At 33.0% G+C, this 19,617-nt stretch carries 18 protein-coding genes and 1 pseudogene; 17 read left to right on the top strand and 2 right to left on the bottom strand.

The features are described from left to right. The 10 genes and pseudogenes from Q0E71_RS03765 to Q0E71_RS03720 all read left to right on the top strand — a co-directional run. Window positions 1-307: pseudogene (locus tag Q0E71_RS03765) on the top strand (glycosyl transferase); the annotation flags it as partial. Next, complete coding sequence (locus Q0E71_RS03760; protein ID WP_294796170.1) at window positions 308-790, top strand: DUF4330 family protein; 483 nt, start codon at window positions 308-310, stop codon at window positions 788-790. Beyond that, window positions 774-1,268 (top strand): DUF4330 domain-containing protein, encoded by a 495-nt coding sequence (locus Q0E71_RS03755; RefSeq protein ID WP_294796168.1) that lies wholly within the window; start codon window positions 774-776, stop codon window positions 1,266-1,268. Before Q0E71_RS03760 ends, Q0E71_RS03755 begins: the two co-directional genes overlap by 17 nt. A 175-nt stretch (window positions 1,269-1,443) precedes the next feature. Further along, on the top strand, window positions 1,444-2,805 hold the full coding sequence (locus Q0E71_RS03750) for an O-antigen ligase (RefSeq protein ID WP_294796166.1): 1,362 nt from the start codon (window positions 1,444-1,446) through the stop codon (window positions 2,803-2,805). Beyond that, window positions 2,783-4,972, top strand: coding sequence for a polysaccharide pyruvyl transferase CsaB (gene csaB, locus Q0E71_RS03745; protein ID WP_294796163.1), 2,190 nt, complete (start codon window positions 2,783-2,785; stop codon window positions 4,970-4,972). The genes Q0E71_RS03750 and csaB overlap by 23 nt, the downstream gene beginning before the upstream one ends. After that, window positions 4,962-5,729 (top strand): WecB/TagA/CpsF family glycosyltransferase, encoded by a 768-nt coding sequence (locus tag Q0E71_RS03740; RefSeq protein ID WP_294796161.1) that lies wholly within the window; start codon window positions 4,962-4,964, stop codon window positions 5,727-5,729. The genes csaB and Q0E71_RS03740 overlap by 11 nt, the downstream gene beginning before the upstream one ends. 12 nt (window positions 5,730-5,741) lie before the next feature. Further along, window positions 5,742-7,721 (top strand): transketolase, encoded by a 1,980-nt coding sequence (gene tkt / locus Q0E71_RS03735; RefSeq protein ID WP_294796159.1) that lies wholly within the window; start codon window positions 5,742-5,744, stop codon window positions 7,719-7,721. A 161-nt stretch (window positions 7,722-7,882) separates the two neighbouring features. Next, the gene (locus tag Q0E71_RS03730) at window positions 7,883-8,287 is read left to right on the top strand and encodes a BlaI/MecI/CopY family transcriptional regulator (protein ID WP_294796150.1); all 405 of its coding nucleotides are present in this window, start codon (window positions 7,883-7,885) and stop codon (window positions 8,285-8,287) included. Continuing rightward, on the top strand, window positions 8,268-9,644 hold the full coding sequence (locus Q0E71_RS03725) for a M56 family metallopeptidase (RefSeq protein ID WP_294796147.1): 1,377 nt from the start codon (window positions 8,268-8,270) through the stop codon (window positions 9,642-9,644). The genes Q0E71_RS03730 and Q0E71_RS03725 overlap by 20 nt, the downstream gene beginning before the upstream one ends. A gap of 162 nt (window positions 9,645-9,806) precedes the next feature. Then, complete coding sequence (locus Q0E71_RS03720) at window positions 9,807-10,301, top strand: hypothetical protein (RefSeq protein ID WP_294796145.1); 495 nt, start codon at window positions 9,807-9,809, stop codon at window positions 10,299-10,301. 78 nt (window positions 10,302-10,379) lie between these two features. On the opposite strand, the gene Q0E71_RS03715 is transcribed toward Q0E71_RS03720, so the two are convergent. Continuing rightward, window positions 10,380-11,573: a coenzyme F420-0:L-glutamate ligase gene (locus Q0E71_RS03715; protein ID WP_294796143.1), complete on the bottom strand. Its 1,194-nt coding sequence runs from the start codon at window positions 11,571-11,573 to the stop codon at window positions 10,380-10,382. Beyond that, window positions 11,570-12,145, bottom strand: a complete 576-nt coding sequence (locus Q0E71_RS03710) for a 5-formyltetrahydrofolate cyclo-ligase (RefSeq protein ID WP_294796141.1) — start codon at window positions 12,143-12,145, stop codon at window positions 11,570-11,572. Before Q0E71_RS03710 ends, Q0E71_RS03715 begins: the two co-directional genes overlap by 4 nt. A 95-nt stretch (window positions 12,146-12,240) precedes the next feature. Here Q0E71_RS03710 and ftsE point away from each other — a divergent pair, with 95 nt between their 5' ends. The 7 genes from ftsE to uvrB form a co-directional block, all read left to right on the top strand. After that, window positions 12,241-12,924: a cell division ATP-binding protein FtsE gene (ftsE, locus tag Q0E71_RS03705; protein WP_294796139.1), complete on the top strand. Its 684-nt coding sequence runs from the start codon at window positions 12,241-12,243 to the stop codon at window positions 12,922-12,924. Beyond that, window positions 12,914-13,813, top strand: coding sequence for a permease-like cell division protein FtsX (gene ftsX / locus Q0E71_RS03700; protein WP_294796137.1), 900 nt, complete (start codon window positions 12,914-12,916; stop codon window positions 13,811-13,813). The genes ftsE and ftsX overlap by 11 nt, the downstream gene beginning before the upstream one ends. An 8-nt stretch (window positions 13,814-13,821) precedes the next feature. Next, on the top strand, window positions 13,822-14,940 hold the full coding sequence (locus Q0E71_RS03695; protein WP_294796135.1) for a murein hydrolase activator EnvC: 1,119 nt from the start codon (window positions 13,822-13,824) through the stop codon (window positions 14,938-14,940). Between the two features lie 11 nt (window positions 14,941-14,951). Beyond that, a complete protein-coding gene (locus tag Q0E71_RS03690) occupies window positions 14,952-16,184 on the top strand; it encodes a S41 family peptidase (RefSeq protein ID WP_294796133.1) in 1,233 nt (410 codons plus the stop codon). A 9-nt stretch (window positions 16,185-16,193) separates the two neighbouring features. Then, on the top strand, window positions 16,194-16,454 hold the full coding sequence (locus tag Q0E71_RS03685) for a YdbC family protein (RefSeq protein ID WP_294796131.1): 261 nt from the start codon (window positions 16,194-16,196) through the stop codon (window positions 16,452-16,454). Window positions 16,455-16,462: 8 nt separating this feature from the next. Then, on the top strand, window positions 16,463-18,064 hold the full coding sequence (locus tag Q0E71_RS03680) for a hypothetical protein (RefSeq protein WP_294796129.1): 1,602 nt from the start codon (window positions 16,463-16,465) through the stop codon (window positions 18,062-18,064). Next, a partial coding sequence (gene uvrB / locus Q0E71_RS03675) for an excinuclease ABC subunit UvrB (RefSeq protein ID WP_294796172.1) occupies window positions 18,061-19,617 on the top strand: 1,557 nt, incomplete at its 3' end. The genes Q0E71_RS03680 and uvrB, both read left to right, overlap by 4 nt.

Below are 19,617 nucleotides of genomic sequence, written 5' to 3'. Positions count from 1 at the left end.
AGGTAAGGGCAAAGGCTCTGAGAACTTCTACACAGGAAAAGTTTTTGAGTATCTAAGAGCATATAAAAACATTTTAGCTATAGTTCCTAAGCATGGAGCAGCAGGCGAGCTAATAGAAGAGACAAAGACTGGCCTTGTTGCAGAACCTGGAGAGACTATAGAGATTAAAAACGCTATAATGAGGCTATACGAAAACTATAAGAGCGAGAATAATTATTATGGCGATAAAGAGCTAATAAAAAAATATTCAAGACAAGCACAAGCTGAAGAGCTAAACAATATTATAAACAAAATTTTGGAGGAATAAATGAAGAAGAAATTTAAGATAAATATTTTCGATATATTTATTATATTAATCTTCTTAGTACTAATATTTTTACTTGTAAATAGAAAAAATATTAAGTCAAACATAGGTAAAGAAGAAAAAAGAACAGTCATCATCACAGCAGAAGCTAAAGATGACATTACAAGAGACGCTATAAAGGATTTGAAGCCGGGAGATAAGCTATTTGCACAAGAAACATTTCAAGACGGCGAAATAATTAGCGTCGATATACAAGCTAAAAAGAATGAATTAGTAAAGACTAACGGTGAAATCGTTGTGGTTGATGATGCAGAATTTGTTAACCCTATAGTTAAGATCAAGGCTAATGTCAACTATACTGGTCCCTACATGTCTTTAGGCGGACAAGAGATAAAAGCAGGCGTTGATATGTACGTAAAGACTAAGGATCACGCATATCTTGGCTATATAACTAATGTGGAGGAAGTAGATGAAAATAATAGATAATAAATTAAGAGTATTTGGCAAAATAAGTTTATTAGATATACTGGCAGTATTGATTGTAATAGCCTTAGTTTTCTTTGCTTCACTAAAACTAATGAGAAAAGATGTAGCCGATATAACTTTAGGCAAAACAACTGAAAAGTATGAGGCGACATTATATTTATATGAAGATAAAGGCAATACTGATTGCATAAGAGTAGGCGACCAACTAGGCGAAATGAAGAATCACTTCGAGATCTATGTTAAAGACATTAAAAGAGAAGACTTCTATGTAAATACAGTTGATGACAATGGTGAAGTAATAAAAGCTATTGATCCACTTAAGGAAAAGACTATAGTTACTATAGAAGGCGATTTTTCACATGTAAATAACTCGCTTAAGTTTGGCAAGCAAGAGCTAAGACTTGGCTCTACAATATTTTTAGAGTCTGATAATTATAGACTTAGCGCGCTAATTGCTGATAGGAAGAAAGTTGATTAAGATGGAAAAACTGTTTAAAGAGAGTCTTTTTTATAGAATATACATCTATATACTCTCTCTACTTAGATCAAGCTTTCTATTTGACTATACAAAACCGCAATATAAACTAAGAACTTATAATGATAGTTTAAAAGGTAGCCATTTATACAAATTATTAGCTAAACTAGATGAAAAGATGTCTAGATTTTATAAAAAGCTAAACAAGGTATACAAAGAAAGCTTTATCCGTGGCATAGTTGATAAATTTAATACTGCGTTTCATGAGTCAATCATTTACAAGGGCTTTATTAAGCTTACTGGTGTAAACTACTTTGGCTTTATTTTTGTCTTAGTAATTGTAGCATATATATTTACTGACTATATAATCAGAAGAATACCCGGACTGAGCTCATTTGCAAACTATTGGGACGAATTTTACTTTTTATTCATGATTTTTTATATAGCAATGAGAAGGATGAATTCAAATGGAAGCATCAGATATAATTTCACTCCATTTGGCTTTGTGCTAGCTGTATACTTTATTCTAGGTATAATACACGTACTTGTAGTGCAACCAAACACTAAGATAGCTATAGAAGGCTTTAGAGCTATGTTCCAGCACATTCTATGGTATTACATTTTTGTACAATTTTTTACAAATGAAAATATTGTCAAGACAACATCAAAGTTTATAATGCACGGCGGATTTTTACTCGGTTTACATGCCTTATATCAATTCATATTCAAAGTCAAAATGCCAGGCAACTGGATTGACTCAAGCGAATCGATAAAGGTAAGAGCCTTCTCAATAGTAGGCTCGCCAAATATACTTGGCGTACTATTTGTACTAATAATACCACTTGCAATAGCTTTATTTTTAATTGAAAAGAATAAAAAGTCAAAGGCCATATATTTTATTGAAGTCATGGTTATGCTCTTAGGACTACTATTAACGTACTCAAGAGGCGCGTGGATTGCCTTTGCACTAGCCATCTTCGCCTTTATACTATTTACAAATGTGCGCGTACTTACGCCATTCGTGATACTTGGCTCTTTGTTTATAGTTTCAGGCAACTCACTATCAACAAGATTATTATACATGCTAACACCAGAATACATGTTTAAATCAGCTAGTGGCGGCAGGATATATAGATGGACAATTGGCTTAAAAGTTTGGTCAAAGCATAAGTTTTGGGGCGTTGGCCTTGGTAGATATGGCGGAGCAGTTGCTTTAAATAACGATTTATCGCCGTTTTACTTAGATAACTACTACTTAAAAACCTTAGTTGAAACAGGCTACTATGGCATATGCGCAATAGGCTTTATGATACTCGGATTTTTAATATCTACATTAAAGGTAGTGTTTACACAAAAGAATTTAGATAATAAGATATTAGCATGCGGACTATTCTGCGGCGCTTTAGACGTTTTGATACAAAACTCTGTTGAGAATATATTTGAGTTTCCAGCTATGATCATATATTTTGTTATGTATGCAGCGCTTATCATGGGACTAAGAAATAAAGGAATTGATTATGAAAGTACTTCATCTAATTAGTGGCGGAGACACTGGTGGAGCAAAGACGCACATCATAAATCTGCTATGCGGTTTAAAAGACAAAGTAGAAGTAAAATTAGTTTGCTTTATCGATGGACCTTTTGCTGAAGACTTAAAAAAGCATGGCATAGATGTCGAGGTCATTGAACAAAGAAGCAGATTTGATTTTTCTGTCGTTAATAAGCTCAAGGACCTTATTGAGAGTGAAAATTATGAGATAGTTCACTCACATGGTGCAAGAGCAAACCTTATAAGCTACTTTTTGAAGAAGAAAGTTAAAGCCAAGTTCATAACTACAGTTCACAGCGATTATTTATTAGACTTTAAAGATAATTTTTATAAGAATATAGTTTTTACCAATCTTAACAAGTTTGCCTTAAAAAAATTTGATAATTACATAGCAGTTTCTGATAGTTTTAAGGATATGCTTGTAAGTAGAGGCTTTGATAAGGATAAAATATTTACTATATACAATGGTATATTTTTAGAAGATAGAGCTATTAAGGACAAAGAAAGCTATTTAAAAGAAAAAAATATTGCTTATAAGGATAAGTTTATAGTCGGTATCTTAGCTAGACTAGATAAGGTTAAAGACCACGAGACATTTTTAAGAGCTGCTAGAGAAGTGCTTGATAAAGATAAATCTGTCATATTCTTAATTGCGGGAGACGGTCAAGATAAAGAGCACTTATTGAACCTAAGTAAAGAGCTAGGCTTAGAAGATAATGTTTATTTCTTAGGTAATGAGACTCATCCGTACGATTTTCTTAACGCGATAGATATAAATGTCTTATGCAGTTTGAGTGAGTCATTTCCATACGTTATTATGGAGGGCGGCTCATTAAAGAAGGCGACCGTTGCATCTAAAGTTGGTGGTATACCAAAGATCATACTTGATGGAGAGACAGGAAAATTATTCGAAAAGCAAGATTACAAGGCCTTAGCAGCGCATATACTTGATTTAAAAAATAATGATGACGAGCGAAAAAAGCTTGGAGAAAATCTTTACAGTAGAATCATCGATAAATTCACTCACATCAAGATGGCTGAGAAACATGTAGACATCTACAAGAAGATAGTTTCAAAGAAAATAATTATGTCGGGCTACTTTGGCTTTTCAAACTCGGGCGATGATGCTATACTTAAATCAATTATAGAATCATTTAAGTCATTGGACCCTGATCTAAATATAAAAGTTCTATCAAAAGATCCGGACTTAACTGAGAGGGAATATGGCGTAGCTGCCGTTGATAGATTTAAATTCTTTGATGTGAGAAAAAGTTTAAAGGCATCAGACATGCTTATAAGTGGTGGCGGAAGCTTACTTCAAGACAAAACAAGTTCAAGATCAATTTGGTACTACTTGTTAATAATGAAGCTAGCTAAGCGCTATAAGAAAAAAGTTTTTGTCTACTCCAATGGTGTTGGACCTATAAACAAGAGATTTAATAGAAATATCACACGAAGAGCACTTAATAAAGTTGACTACATTACGCTTAGAGACAAGGACTCGTATGATTTTATAAAGTCCATCGGCGTTAACAATCCAAATATAAAAGTCTTATCAGATCCAGTCTTCAATCTAAAAGAGGCTAGTGATGAAAGTGTTCGCAAGAAATTTGATATAAATAAGGATACAGTTTTGGTCTCGATTAGATCGTGGATGGATGACGAAAAGCTATTAGATGAGCTAAGTAAGTTTTTAAACTATCTTATTGATGAGGGCAAAAACATAGTCTTCATGCCAATGCAAACGCCTAGAGATACGACTATCTCTGAAAAAATTGCGGCAAATTTAAACTCAAGTAAGATTATAGATGAAAAGTATCCAGTTGAGATACTCATGAGTCTTATGAAGAACGCTGACTTTATCGTGGCTATGAGGCTTCATGCCATGATATATGCGATACATCAAAACCTGCCATTCATTGGTCTTTCTTATGATCCAAAGACAGAGACACTGCTTAAAGACTTTGACGAGAGTATAAATATTGACGTTGACGCAATTAATTATGACGATTTACTAAAAGCGTATAAGTACATTAAAGATAATAGAGAATCTTTCATCTCTAATTTAAGTACTATTAATGAAGAGAATAAGAAAAAGGCGATAGAGGCAAGTAAGCTTGCGCTAGAACTTTTAGAGGATGATGCTAATGGACATTAAAATATTAGGTGTTAGAATAAATAACGTTGACATGGATCAGACCATGAACAAGATAGGTGAATTTTTTAATAACGATGAACTAAATTATATATATACACCAAATCCAGAGATAGTCATGAGAGCAGGAAGAGATGAGGAGTTTAAGAAAATTATTAACTCAGCCTCACTAAACTTATGTGACGGAATTGGATTAATGATTGCATCAAAACTAAAAAAGAAGCCACTTAAATCAAGAGTAACAGGCTATGATACATCTATCAAGATCTTAGAGCTAATGAATGAGAAGCATCTTTCACTATTCTTACTAGGAGCAAAGCCTGGGATAGCTGAAAAAGCTATTGAGAAGATTAATAATGATTATCCAAACATCGTCATAGCAGGCTACAACAACGGCTATTTCAATGGCAGTCACAACGATCACGCTTCATGCGATGAAGAAGAAGCTTTAATACAAAAGATAAATGATTCAAAGACAGACGCCATCTTCGTAGGAATGGGCGCTGGCTATCAAGAAAAATTTATCTATTATAATAAAGATAAGTTAAAGAGCAAACTAGCTATTGCTAATGGCGGTGTCATAGATGTATTGGCAGGCAATGTCAAGATAGCGCCAGCTTTTATAAGAAAGATAGGGATGGAGTGGCTATATAGGTTAATCAAAGAGCCAAAACGATTTAAAAGACAATTAGATATACCAAAATTTTTAATGAAGATAATATTTACAAAAAACGCAGTAGAGTATATAGATAAAGAATAATAGGAGGTTAATATGGACGTTAAACAAAAGGTGATAAACACAATTAGAGTTCTATCAGCTGAGGCGATAGAGAAGGCAAATTCAGGCCACCCTGGCTTGCCACTAGGAGCAGCGCCAGCAGCATTTACATTATTTAATGAGCATTTAAAACACAATCCAAAGAATCCTGATTGGATAAACAGAGACAGATTTATCTTATCTGCAGGACATGGATCTATGCTTTTATACTCACTACTTAATTTATATGGCTATGGCTTAAAGATTGAGGACTTAGAAAATTTCAGACAATTTGACTCACTTACACCAGGTCACCCTGAGTACATGCACACAAAAGGCGTTGAAGCAAGCACTGGACCACTTGGCCAAGGTATTGCTATGGGTGTTGGTATGGCGATTGCTGAAAGGCATTTAGCAGCATTATTTAACAAAGATGACAACAAGCTTATTGACCACATGACCTATATACTTTGCGGCGATGGCTGTCTTCAAGAAGGTATCTCAAACGAAGCATCATCCTTAGCAGGAACACTTAAGTTAAATAAATTAGTTGTTTTATATGACTCGAACAACATTACGATAGAAGGAGATACAGAAGTAGCTTTCGCTGAAAATGTTAGAGCAAGATATGAAGCACTTGGTTGGAACACTTTATACGTTGAAGATGGTAATGAAATTGAGGCCATATCAAAGGCTATATCTGAAGCAAAGAAGAGCACTGATAAGCCAACACTAATCGAAATCAAGACTAAGATAGGTTATGGTGCTACTGGCAAGGAAGGTACTGCAGGCGCTCATGGTGCACCTCTAGGAGCTGAATCACTTGCAGCACTTAGAAAGAATCTTCAATATGAAGAAGAAGGCTTTAATGTGAGCCAAGACGTTCTTGATTACATGAAAGAAAAGTGTGAAGAACTTGATAAATATGAAGAAGATTGGTACAAGCAATTAGAAGCTTATAAAGCTAAATATAAAGCTGATTATGACAAGCTTATGAGTTTCTATGATAAAGAAGTAAGTGAAGAAGTATTAAAGGCTATGACTGATATAGAGCTTAAAGACGATGCATCAAGAGCTTCATCAGGCAAAGTTCTTAACAAAGTAAGCCATGTATTAGAAAATATAATAGGTGGTTCAGCAGACTTAGGTCCATCAAACAAATCAGTGATGAATGATGAAAAGTATTTCTCAAGCGAATGCCCAGAAGGAAGAAACATTCACTTTGGTGTTAGGGAACATGCAATGGCAGCTATTTGCAATGGTATCTTATTACATGGTGGTCTAAGATCATATGCGGCAACATTCTTAGTATTCTCAGACTATATGAAGCCATCAATCAGATTAGCTTCACTAATGAATTTACCAGCTATATATATATTAACTCACGACAGCATCGGCGTTGGCGAAGACGGACCAACACATCAACCTATAGAGCACTTAGCTATGCTTAGAAGCATACCAAACATCAACGTAATTAGGCCTGCTGACTCAAGAGAAGTAATTTACGCATGGCAAAGCGCACTCATGAGCAAAGAAACACCAACATGCTTGATACTATCAAGACAAGGACTAAAACTGCTTGATAATTCATCTGAAGAAGCATTAAAGGGCGGATACATTGTTCATAAAGAAGCAAAGGATGCAATCGACGCCATAATCATAGCTACAGGATCAGAAGTAGCTTTGTCAATAGAAGCAGCTAAAGATCTAGAAGCAAAAGGCAAATCGATAAGAGTTGTTAGTATGCCATCACAAGAGATATTCTTAAATCAAGACAAAGAATACATCGAAAAGATACTTCCATCAAGCGTTAAGAGAAGAGTATCAGTAGAAGCACTTTCAACAATGCCTTGGGGCAAGTTTGTCGGCTTAGAAGGTACTGCGATTGGTATCGATAGATTCGGCTCATCTGCGCCAGGAAAAGTATTATTTGAAAAATACGGAATTACTAAAGAACACGTTGAAGAAGAAGTAAGTAAACTTATAGAAAAATAGTTAAAATTATAAAACCCTCTTTACTCATTACGAGTAGAGAGGGTATTTTTATGCGTAAAAACAATTAATAATTTATAGAAAGTACTTGACTTTTCTTATGAAATATGATATATTCGAGGTGAAAATATTAAGATAAATGAAAATGAAATAGGGGGTATAATATGGATTTATCAAATGGTGAATTACAAGTAATGGAGCTTCTATGGCAAGGAGATGTTTTAGATGAGAACGGAGAAATACAAGCTTTAGTATTATCTAAAATCTTAAAAGAAAAATATGGAATTAGTAAAACTTCTGCTTATACATTTATCGGCAGATTAATAGAAAAGGGAGTCTTGGATAGGCGTTATCCAAAATATACGATTAGTGTTATTATGTCGCGCGAAGAAGCTTTACTTAGCAAGCAAAAAGAAGCGTTTCAAAAATTATTTAAAGGATCTCTTGTAAATATGTGTAAAACATTTTTAAGCACAGAAAAAGTTTCAGAAGAAGAACTTGAAGAAATGAAAAACTTATTAGAAAATTTTGAGGTAGAGGATAGTAAAGGTGATAGTAGACATATATAATGAGGTTGCTTTAATAAAAAGTTTTAAAAGTTTCTTACTAATAATATTAATATTACTCATAAGAAAATTTTTAAACAAAAATGCTTTTAAATCAGCAAGTATTATTTTATGGGCGCTCTTATTTGCATACTTGATATGCCCATATCAAATTTTAATCAGAATTGAAGAATTTAACTCCAATAAGGTATTTAATTTTATATTATACATCTTAAGTTATATTGACTCAGTTATAAGATTAATGTCACAGAAGACAAGTTATGTATTATATCCAATTAATCGTTATATAGTAACAGTGATTATTTTGTGCTATGTTCTATATAAATATATAAAATTTGATAAAATTATGAAGGACTCAAAAATAATACATGAAAATAAGTGCATAGATTATATTAAGTCTTTTAAATTAAGAAGGACAGTCAGTATTTATATAAATAATAATTTAAAAACACCAGTGACGTATGGCTTATTGAAACCTAAAATAATTCTCCAGTCATATATACTAGATGATGAAGAGTTATTAAAGTATGTTATGATGCATGAGCTAACACATATAAAAAGATTTCATATTTTATTTAATCATATAGTAAATATTGTAGCTTGTGTATTCTGGTGTAATCCACTACTTATTGTAAGTTTGAAATATCTAGAGCAAGATATCGAAATCTTTACAGACAAAGAGGTCATTTCAAGATTGGGAGATACTTTAAAATCAAGAAAAGACTACTGTAAGTCAATGTTTAAACTTATGAGTAATTCAATTAAAAGAGATTATGTATCTTTAAAATTAAATCCAAATTTAGAAAGGATGATTATAATGAAAAATTACAAAAAAACAATACTAGGCTCATTTATATTCGCTTTAACATTTCTTTTTAGCATACCAGTTTTTGCTAGTGTTGTTAAGTTAGAAAAGGACAGAATAGAAGTTATTGGGACTGAAGTAGAGCTTCAAAGTGTTGACAATTCTGATGGAAGAATTCATATTATAAGTGAAGAAGAATATAGTAAACTAAAATTAAATGACATATATACAGCACAATTAAAATCTGTAAATGTAAATAATAATTTAAGACTTGGAAAATTAGAATATACTAATTATTTGTTTGATAATTCTAATTTAGGAGGATTAAATTATAATGGTTTTACACTTAATTTATCTGACTTAAGCTGTAATGGTGGAATTAAATACAATATTATTATTATGGAAAATAATAAATTAGTTTATGATAATGAGTTTAAAGATGATACGATAATTAAGATGAAGACTACTGAAGGATGTAAATATGAAGTTTTAATAAGTAACAAATCAATAAACATCTTAACTGGAGAAATAACAATAAATGCTTGTGAACAATAGTTTTTCAGTTATAAAATTTAATACAATTATAATTTTACAATGCTAGCTATAATTATAATTGTTTAAATAAAATAAAACTATAGTGATATGGGGGTGCATGACTGATAATTAATTATATTATATAAAATTTATGATTGGATTGTTTAAAAAAGGAGGATTATTATGAACAAGAAAAAAATACTATTATTAACAACATTACTAATTTTTACACTTTCATTATTTGCTTGCAACAAAGATGTATCAAATAATGAAAAGGGTGATTCTAAGGAAAGCACAGTTAAAACTTACAAATTCCTTAAAGTAAATGAAACGGAGATAGAAGCACAAGAAGTTATACTTTTAAATTACTTCTTAGAAGAAGATAAAAAGGAACTAGAAAGGTTAGAAATACCTGAAGATGAATATCCAGGTGGTTTTTATTATAAGGAATTAGATAATAAGGATATGCTAAAAGTTGATGAAAATACAAAGGTAATAATAATTGATGTTGAAGAAAAGTACGCTAAAGATACAAAGGGCGACAGGAAATATACTTTTGAAAGTTTTAATGATTTTGCTTCCTTATTTAAAACAAACGAGGATTTAGCAAATAGAATTTATATTGTTGAAACAAAAGATGGTAAAGTAATAAAAGCAGAGGAAAAACTTACAAATTAGTTTTTGCTCAAATATGATCGGAAAACATTTTAAAGGCGATTAGAAAAAATTCTAATCGCCTTTAAAAATATCTTAATATTATTCTTCTGAAAAATTATCGAAGTAGCCTTTGATGTAAACTATAGGAGTACCTTTGTCGCCGCTACCGCTTGTTAGGTCGCATAGTGAGCCTATAAGGTCTGTTAATTGTCTCGGTGTTGTTCCTTGTGACTCCATCGAGCCAACTAGATTACTGTCTTTATTATGAATCTTTTCTTTAATGGCTTCTTCTAGCTCTTCTCCTTTTAATTCCGCAAAGCTATTGTCAGCGATGTATTTAAGTTTTATTTCGTTTGGTGTACCTCTTAAGCCATCTGTAAAAGCAGGGGAGACAACTGGGTCAGCTAGTTCCCATATCTTACCAACCGGATCTTTGAAAGCACCATCACCATAAACAAGGACTTCAATCTTTTTGCCAGTTTTTTCTAGAATTTTATCTTGAATAGCGTAAACGATTTTTTCGCAATCTCTTGGGAATAGCTTTATCTTGTTTTCAGTAGACTTGTTTGAGCCAAGTAGACCATATTTTTCGTTAAAGCCTGAACCGTCAATGGATGTATCGAGTATTTCAGATAAACAGAATATCTTTTCTGCGCCTGCTTTTTTAAGCTTTTCTTTAGTTCTAACGCGAGTGTGTATACTGCATACTAGGATGTTTTTAGTGTATTTAAGTACATTTCTTTCGTTATTGCCAAATAGCATAACTGCTTCTGCGCCTGATTCTTCAATTATTTCCTTGTAGTATTCAATGTAGTCGACATTAGTAAATATGTGCTTTGTATTAGGGAAGCATTGCTTGAATTCTTTTTCTTCAACTATCTCGCCATAAGGGTTGATATCAAAGTTATCTAGCTCATCTGGATCGCATAGGTGGTTACCAACTTCGTCATGAGGGTAACTAAATAAGACATATACTTTTTTGAACGCTTTAGCAATACCTTTTAAGCAAATTGCAAATCTGTTTCTACTCATGATAGGGTGGATTAGAGCAACCTCATCGCAGTTAAATTTGTTTTTTACGTCATGAGTTATGTCATCAACTGTTGCGAAGTTATTCATAGACTTAGCAACTATCGATTCAGTCAAGCCAACGACGTCTCTGTCATTAATTTTAAAATTACCGGCTTCGCTTGCTTTTAATATAGTGTCAACAGCGATGTCAACTATATCATCTCCAGCTTTTATTATAGGGCATCTCAAACCCATTACATTTGTACCAATATATCTTTTCATCTTGCTCTCCTTTGGAAATTTCTAATTTTTCTATCTGTTATAAGGACAGGAACTTTCATATCGTACCTGCTAATAATAACTCTATATACATATAGCTCCTCAAAATTGATAGCGACAATCTTAGTTCTCTTATCAAGTGAGGCTAATAATCTGTCGTAGTAACCGCCGCCGTAGCCCAACCTGAAGCCTCTGTGGTCAAAGGCAACACCGGGAACTATGACTAGGTCAAGTTTATTTCTATCAAAATTTTCTTTCTTCTCTGGTTCTAGTATACCATAAGTAGATGGTTTTAGTTCATCAAAATTTGTAATTTCTTGCAAAAAAAGACTTCTGTCTTCTTTGATTGATATAGGTAAGATGATTCTCTTGCCATTAGCAAGTGAAGTCTTGATAAAATCGTGAGTATTAACCTCGGTACCAAAGCTAGCAAAGGCCATGATATTAGTAGCGTTCTTATACTCGTGAGTCGCCATCAGCTTATCGATTATTATCTTTGATTTATTAAGTCTATCTTCTTCGGAGATATTTTTTCTTGTCTCTAAGAGCTGAGATCTTAGTGTTTTCTTGTTCAAAGAAATTCCCCCTTTATTTTTTAAGCATTTTGTATTATAATATATATGTATATTCTACCACAAAACGATTATAAATGACAAGAGGTGTTATATTTTTGATTAGATTAGAAAACGTAAGTAAAAAATATGGCGAAGTTCTTGCTCTTAATGATATAAACATACACATCAAACCGGGTGAGTTTGTATTTTTGATAGGACCATCTGGGGCAGGCAAGTCAACTTTGACAAAATTAATATTGAAAGAAATTAGGCCCACTAGCGGCAAAATATATTTGAACAATGAAGACATAACTGATGTTAGTAATAGAAAGATTCCATATATTAGAAGGTATATAGGAGTTGTTTTTCAAGACTTTAGACTTTTACCTAATAAGACTGTTTATGAAAACGTTGCTTTTGCTATGGAGATTATTGGTAAGAAGCCTAGAGAGATTAGAAGGAGTGTGCCTATTATACTAAGCATGGTTGGTCTAAGTGACAAGGCAAAGTCTTATCCTCACCAACTTTCAGGAGGCGAGTGCCAAAGGACTGCCATTGCCAGAGCTTTAGTAAATAAGCCTGATGTTATCATTGCGGACGAGCCAACAGGTAACCTTGACTCAGATACTGCATGGGAAATAATGAACTTATTGCAAGATATCAACAATAGAGGCACAACCATAGTCATGGCAACGCATGCGAAGAACATCGTTGACGAGATGAAAAAAAGAGTAATCACTTTAAACCACGGCAATGTTGTAAGTGATGTATATGAAGGTGGGTACTACTGTGAAATTTAGAGAAATGATAAATATAATTAAAGACGGATTTAAAGGTATAGCAAGGCACTTCAACATGGCCTTAGCAGCAATAGTATCTATACTTTCAGTTTTATTAATACTTTCAACTGTATTGATTATAGTTTTAAGCGTTAATAAAGTTGTTGGAGACACTAAAGAAAAGATAAACGAAGTAAAGGTCTTCTTATTAGATGGTGTTGATGATGAAGGTATTAAGGACATGGAAGAGAAGCTCAAGGACATAGATGAAGTTAAAGAAGTTAAATTTATCTCCAAAGATGAAGGCCTAGAAAGCATGTTTGAACAATGGGAAAATAAGAGCTACTTACTTGAAGAATACAAGGAAGATAATCCACTACCAAATGCATTCAAGATTCATGTTAATGATATAGAAAAGATAAACGATGTTGCTGGAGAGATCAAGATGATGCCAGGCGTTGAAGATGTAAGGTATTTATCTGATGAAGTAATACATTTACTTAAGATATCTAAGTACATGCAGATAGGCGGCTTTGCTTTAATCATAGCCTTAATATTCATCTCAATATTCTTGATTTCAAATACTATAAGATTATCCATAAGCTCAAGAAAGAAAGAGATTGAGATTATGAAGTATGTTGGAGCAACTAACGGCTACATCACTGGTCCATATGTGTTTGAGGGTATAATGATAGGCCTAATTGCAGCACTTATCGCAATGCTATGTGTAAAATTTGGCTACTCATATGTATATGATTATCTAGCTGGATCAAAAAATGGAATGCTTAGCGATGCCTTAGTTAGTCCGGAAAATATTATTACAGACTTTAGTATTATATTTGTGACATTAGGTGTTGGAATTGGTATGCTTGGTAGCATCAGTTCACTTAAGAAGTTATTAAAGGTATAGGTGATTATTTGTTTAAGAAGAAGAGATTGATAATCGTTTTATTAATATTAGCTTTAAGTTTTCAAACTGTCTTTGCAGCTGGTAAGCTAAAGAATAAGAAGAAAAATGTTGACAAGCAGATTAAGGACACAAAAAATGAGATAAACACTAAACAAAAAGAATCTACAAACGTTTATAACAATATAGTTAAGTATGGAAATAGTATTTCATCTTTAAACTCGAGTATAGATAATCTTAATAACGCTATTAAAGAGACTGATGGCAAGATAGCGCAAAAGACTACTGAGCTTGAAGATGCTCAAAAGAGACTAAAAGAAAATGATGCTTTATTTAGAAAGAGATTAAGAAGCATGTATATGAACAGTGATGATAACTACGTTACAGTACTTCTTTCATCTAAGTCTTTGGATGATTATCTTTCTAAGAAAAACATGGTTCAAAAGATAGCGAAGAGAGATCAAGACCTTATAGCAAGTATTGAGGGCGAAGTTGATAACATCGTTAAGATAAAATCTTCACTTGAAAGTTTAAAGAACACTCAAGTTGAGAATAAAAACAAACTAGCTAGTCAAAAAGATGAAGTATCCAAATTAAAATCAGAACAAGAAAAACAATTTGCAATATTAAAAAATGATATAGAGAAGGCTAAAAAGAGTCTGGCAAAACTTGAGCAAGACTCTAAAAACTTAGGAGCGCAAATACTTAAGCTTCAATCTAATTCTCAAAAGTTTGTAGGCGGCAAGCTTGGATGGCCACTACCTGGTCATACTAGAATTAGTTCAGGCTATGGTTATAGAAACCATCCTATATTTAAGATAAAAAGGTTACACACCGGCATAGACATACCTGCTCCAACAGGAACAAATATCGTTGCAGCGGCAGACGGCACAGTTATTTTCTCTGGTAAATATGCTGGCTATGGTAACCTAGTACTAGTTGACCACGGCGGAAAGATAGTTACTGGCTACGGACACTGCTCGAGATTATTAAAGAGCAAGGGAGCGAAAGTCAAAAAAGGACAAGCAATAGCAAAAGTTGGATCAACTGGATTCTCAACCGGTCCACACTTACACTTTGAAGTAAGAAAGAACGGTAATTTCACAAATCCAATAAATTGGCTTAGATAACGGAGGATAAAATGAAATTAAAGAAAGTATTAATAACAATATTGGTCTTAGCTTTATTTTTTACAAGCAATCTTATTTCGTATAATATCGGCAATTCAAAGAGTAAAGTTGCTGATACGAAGATCATTGCAAAGAAAGATGATAATGAAAAGACTGATAAAAAACTTGATGATGAATATGTCTTAGAGAGAATAAATGAAGTTAAGAGTATGATTGATAAAAATTACTATAAGAAGGCAGATGATTACGACGTTCTTATGGGTATGCTTAAAGGCGCTGTAAGTAGCTTAAATGATCCATACTCATATTACATGACTGAAGACGAATATAAAAAGTTTAATGAAGAGACTGACGGTGAATTCGCTGGCCTTGGTATATACGTAAGCGGATCTATTGATGATAACTTAATTACAATAGTTTCACCAATGAAGGGTACACCAGCAGATAGAGCTGGCTTAAAAACTGATGATAAGATCATAAAGATTAATGGAGAAGACTTTACTGCAGACAAACTGGATGATGCTGTAAAGATTATGAGAGGCAAGCCTGGTGAAAAGGTTAAAATCACTATATTAAGAAGAGATAAAAATGGTAAGGCACAATTCTTAGACTTTGATATAGTTAGAGAAATAATCAAAGTGCAAACTGTTTCATCAAAGCTATTAAAAGATAATATAGGCTATATAAATATATCAGGTTTTGATACGCCAACATATAATGACTTCAACAAGCAATATAAAGAGCTTAAGAAGCAAGGTATGACAAAGCTAATACTTGATTTAAGAAACAATCCAGGTGGACTGTTAACAACATCAACACAAGTAGTTAACACATTTCTTGATGGCGGCTTAATCATGTACACACTTGATAAGCAAAACAATAAAGAAACTATAAACGCTACTAAAGGCGCAGACGATATCAAGATAGTTGTTCTTGTTAACAAGGGCTCTGCATCAGCTTCGGAAATAGTTGCTGGCGCGCTTAAAGACAGAAAGAGAGCAACTATAGTCGGCACACAAACCTTTGGCAAGGGCATAGTACAAACTGTATACAATATGCCAGATGGTGAAGGCCTAAAACTTACTACAAGTGCTTATTACACACCTAGCGGAGTCAATATACACGGCAAGGGCATATCACCTGATGTAAAAGTAGAATTAAATGAAGAAGTAAAAACTATATCTATAGACAATCTTGGAAAAGATAATCAAATACAAAAAGCTATAGAAATATTAAATAAATAGGAGAAGAAAATGGCAAAAGATTTTGAATACGAAATACTAGAACAATTAGGAGAATTTTCTAACAATGGCAAGGGCATGGTTAAAGAAGTAAATGTTATTTCTTGGAACGGTGCCGATGGCAAAGTTGACATTAGAAACTGGAGAGAAGACCACAGCAGGATGGGTAAGGGCATATCCCTAACACATGCTGAAGCTAGAAAGTTAAGAGATTTATTAAACGATATAGACTTAGGTTCAGATGATGAATCTAATGAAGATGAAGAAATATAATTAATTAGATGAGAAAAAATATATCTTTATTACTTATATTTATCTCAATACTTGCACTAAGCGCTTGTACTAACGGACCACTATTCATAAAGGATAGTGATAAGCGCTATGGTTTTGACGAGCTTGACGCTCCTACAGATGAAGGAGAAGAGATTGAGTTAAGTGAAAATAAAGAAATTCCTTTTGTGCTAAGAAAGATTAATTATTTAAAGGATCTTGAAGTACAAAATGATAGGGTGGAAATTGACAAAAATGATAGTTCATTATTAAGCATGGTTATTAAGCCATGCTTAACTGATGATATAGAGCTTTCATCTGTAGTATATAAAAACGGCAAGTTTCACATATTGCTTAATTCGAAGAAAGACTCGAACAATGTTTGCACGCCATATATAAGCATCAAGCTGCTTAATAAACTTCCAGATGATATAGAAGCGGATGATTTTCTTATTGACAAAAGTGGTATAAAAAATATTGATATAAAGTACACTAAGGACAATGCAATCAATTATGTCAAGCAAAAATACAAGCTTATTGCGAACCTACCTGATTCAGCTGAATTAATTTATACAGATAAGCCTATTTGGCAGATTAAATATAAATTTGTTTATGAAAAGGATGATCATGAGCATCCTATAAAAAATTTAAAAATAAATTTTGATGCGAATGAGGGTAAAGTTCTCTCGCTTGATGAAGAAATTATTTCAAAGTTTGTCGACAATGGTAATGTCTTTAAGCTAAATACAGATAAAGCTATATACTATAACAAAAAAGACGATGATGTGAACAATATCTATATCTATGATATAGCTAGCAGAAATTCTAAGAAGATATTGTCTTTTAGTGGTGATATTAAGTCCATATACAAGAATAATAAAAATGATGACATAATTATCAACTTTAAAGACAAGTCCTCAGCTTTAAGCAGTGCTGTTTACAATGAAGAAAAAGATGAAATAAAGTTTATTGATTATAAAGATGATTTAAATATAATTGATGCAAACTTTAAGAGCGATGATTCAGTTCTTGCAATCAGCAGAGGCGAGGCTAATATGACGACTCTTTATGAAGTAGATCTAAATGACGATAGCTATATAGAATTATTTAGCGCTGAGGATAATATAATCAGAGCCTCTTATATCAACGGCTTCTACGTATATTTATCAAAGTATGACATCAATCAAATGCTATATATCACTAGAGACTTTGAAGATTATGACTTTATAGATGAAGTAGAAAACTATTATTATGCTGATGATAATTCCTTTGTTTATAGAATTGACAATAAGATTGAAGGCACTAGCCTATATACTTATAACTTAAATGAAAGATTTTATAAGATGATAATTAAGGGCGATTACTCTTACATCAAAAAGATAGATGATGAATATGTTTTAGCTAAAAAAGATATAAATCTTGAGTCATATGATTTATTATTATGCAAATTGGATAATAATCTTAAAGAGGAAGTTCTTTTTGAAAATGTCGATAACTTAAGTTTATATTTGACTAATGATTTAAAGAAGCTATATAAAAGTACAAAGGTTATTGATAAGAATTATACGAAGAACATTATTTATGAGATAGATATTAGTAAAGGTGATGCATAGTGAAATTCAAATTAAAGTCTGATTATACTCCTACTGGAGATCAACCAAAGGCAATAGAATCACTATCTGAAGGGATTAATAAAGGCTATAGGGATCAAGTTTTGCTAGGCGTAACAGGCTCTGGTAAAACTTTCACTATGGCAAATATAATTAAACAGACGCAAAGACCAGCTTTAGTCATCGCACACAACAAGACTCTTGCGTATCAGTTATATAGCGAGTTTAAGGAATTCTTTCCAGAAAACTCTGTTGAGTTCTTTATAAGCTACTACGACTACTATCAACCAGAGGCTTATGTAGCTGCAACTGATACTTACATTGCTAAGGACAGTCAGATCAATGACGACATAGATGAGCTAAGGCACTCTGCAACGGCAGCTTTATTTGAAAGAAAAGATGTAATCATTGTTGCGTCTGTTTCATGTATATATGGCTTAGGTGACCCAATTGATTATGAAAAGCTGATGGTATCACTTAGACCTGAGATGCAAATCTCAAGAGATGATGTAATTAAAAAATTAATTAGCATACAATATGTCAGAAATGATATAAACTTTATCAGAGGAACATTTAGAGTTAGAGGAGATATACTCGATATATTCCCAGCATCTGAAAAGACAAATGCCTTTAGAATTGAGTTCTTTGGCGACGAGATTGATAAGATACTTGAAATTGATTCATTAACTGGCGAGATTATAGGCACTAGAGTGCATGTATCCATCTTCCCGGCGTCTCACTATGCGACAACTGATGACAAAGTTAAAAAAGCTATTGAAAGCATTAAGCTTGAGCTCGATGATAGGCTTAAGTGGCTTCATGAGCATGGTAAACTTGTTGAAGAACAAAGACTTAAAGAGAGAACTAACTATGATTTGGAAATGCTTAATGAGATAGGTTTTTGTTCGGGTATAGAAAACTATTCTAGACACTTATCACAAAGACAACCAGGATCAAGGCCATATACCTTGATTGACTACTTCCCAAAGGACTTTATAACCTTTATAGATGAGTCACATGTAAGTGTACCTCAAATCAGAGCAATGTATGAGGGCGATAGGTCTAGAAAGACATCGCTTGTAGACTATGGCTTTAGACTACCAAGCGCTCTTGACAATAGGCCATTGAAATTTGCTGAGTTTGAAGCTATGATGAATCAAGTTATATATGTGAGCGCGACACCTGCTCAATATGAGCTAGAACGCTCTAAAAACACTGTAGAGCAAGTTATTAGACCAACGGGCCTACTAGACCCAGTGATTGAAGTAAGACCTACTAAGGGTCAAATAGATGACTTGATTAAGGAAATTAGAATCAGAGCTAAAAAAGATGAGAGAGTATTAATCACAACGCTTACTAAAAAGATGGCTGAGGACTTAACTAAGTATCTTGATCAATTAGGTATCAATGTTACTTATATGCACTCAGATGTCACTGCAATTGATAGAATGCAGATTATAAAGGATCTTAGAGAAAAGAAATTTGATTGCCTAGTCGGAATAAACCTTCTTAGAGAAGGTCTTGACCTACCAGAAGTTTCTTTGGTGGCAATACTC

Source organism: uncultured Fenollaria sp. (assembly GCF_934202865.1).
Classification (GTDB): Bacteria; Bacillota; Clostridia; order Tissierellales; family Peptoniphilaceae; genus Fenollaria.
Note: the sequence above shows the minus strand (reverse complement) of the source record. Positions and strands in the feature narration are given on the sequence as shown.

Coding starts and splice junctions, on each gene's coding strand:
- Q0E71_RS03680 (WP_294796129.1), top strand. CDS start 16,463: ATGAGAAAAAATATATCTTTATTACTTATATTTATCTCAATACTTGCA.
- Q0E71_RS03750 (WP_294796166.1), top strand. CDS start 1,444: ATGTCTAGATTTTATAAAAAGCTAAACAAGGTATACAAAGAAAGCTTT.
- Q0E71_RS03755 (WP_294796168.1), top strand. CDS start 774: ATGAAAATAATAGATAATAAATTAAGAGTATTTGGCAAAATAAGTTTA.
- Q0E71_RS03730 (WP_294796150.1), top strand. CDS start 7,883: ATGGATTTATCAAATGGTGAATTACAAGTAATGGAGCTTCTATGGCAA.
- Q0E71_RS03685 (WP_294796131.1), top strand. CDS start 16,194: ATGGCAAAAGATTTTGAATACGAAATACTAGAACAATTAGGAGAATTT.
- Q0E71_RS03715 (WP_294796143.1), bottom strand. CDS start 11,573: ATGAAAAGATATATTGGTACAAATGTAATGGGTTTGAGATGCCCTATA.
- Q0E71_RS03720 (WP_294796145.1), top strand. CDS start 9,807: ATGAACAAGAAAAAAATACTATTATTAACAACATTACTAATTTTTACA.
- Q0E71_RS03740 (WP_294796161.1), top strand. CDS start 4,962: ATGGACATTAAAATATTAGGTGTTAGAATAAATAACGTTGACATGGAT.
- Q0E71_RS03690 (WP_294796133.1), top strand. CDS start 14,952: ATGAAATTAAAGAAAGTATTAATAACAATATTGGTCTTAGCTTTATTT.
- Q0E71_RS03760 (WP_294796170.1), top strand. CDS start 308: ATGAAGAAGAAATTTAAGATAAATATTTTCGATATATTTATTATATTA.
- tkt (WP_294796159.1), top strand. CDS start 5,742: ATGGACGTTAAACAAAAGGTGATAAACACAATTAGAGTTCTATCAGCT.
- csaB (WP_294796163.1), top strand. CDS start 2,783: ATGAAAGTACTTCATCTAATTAGTGGCGGAGACACTGGTGGAGCAAAG.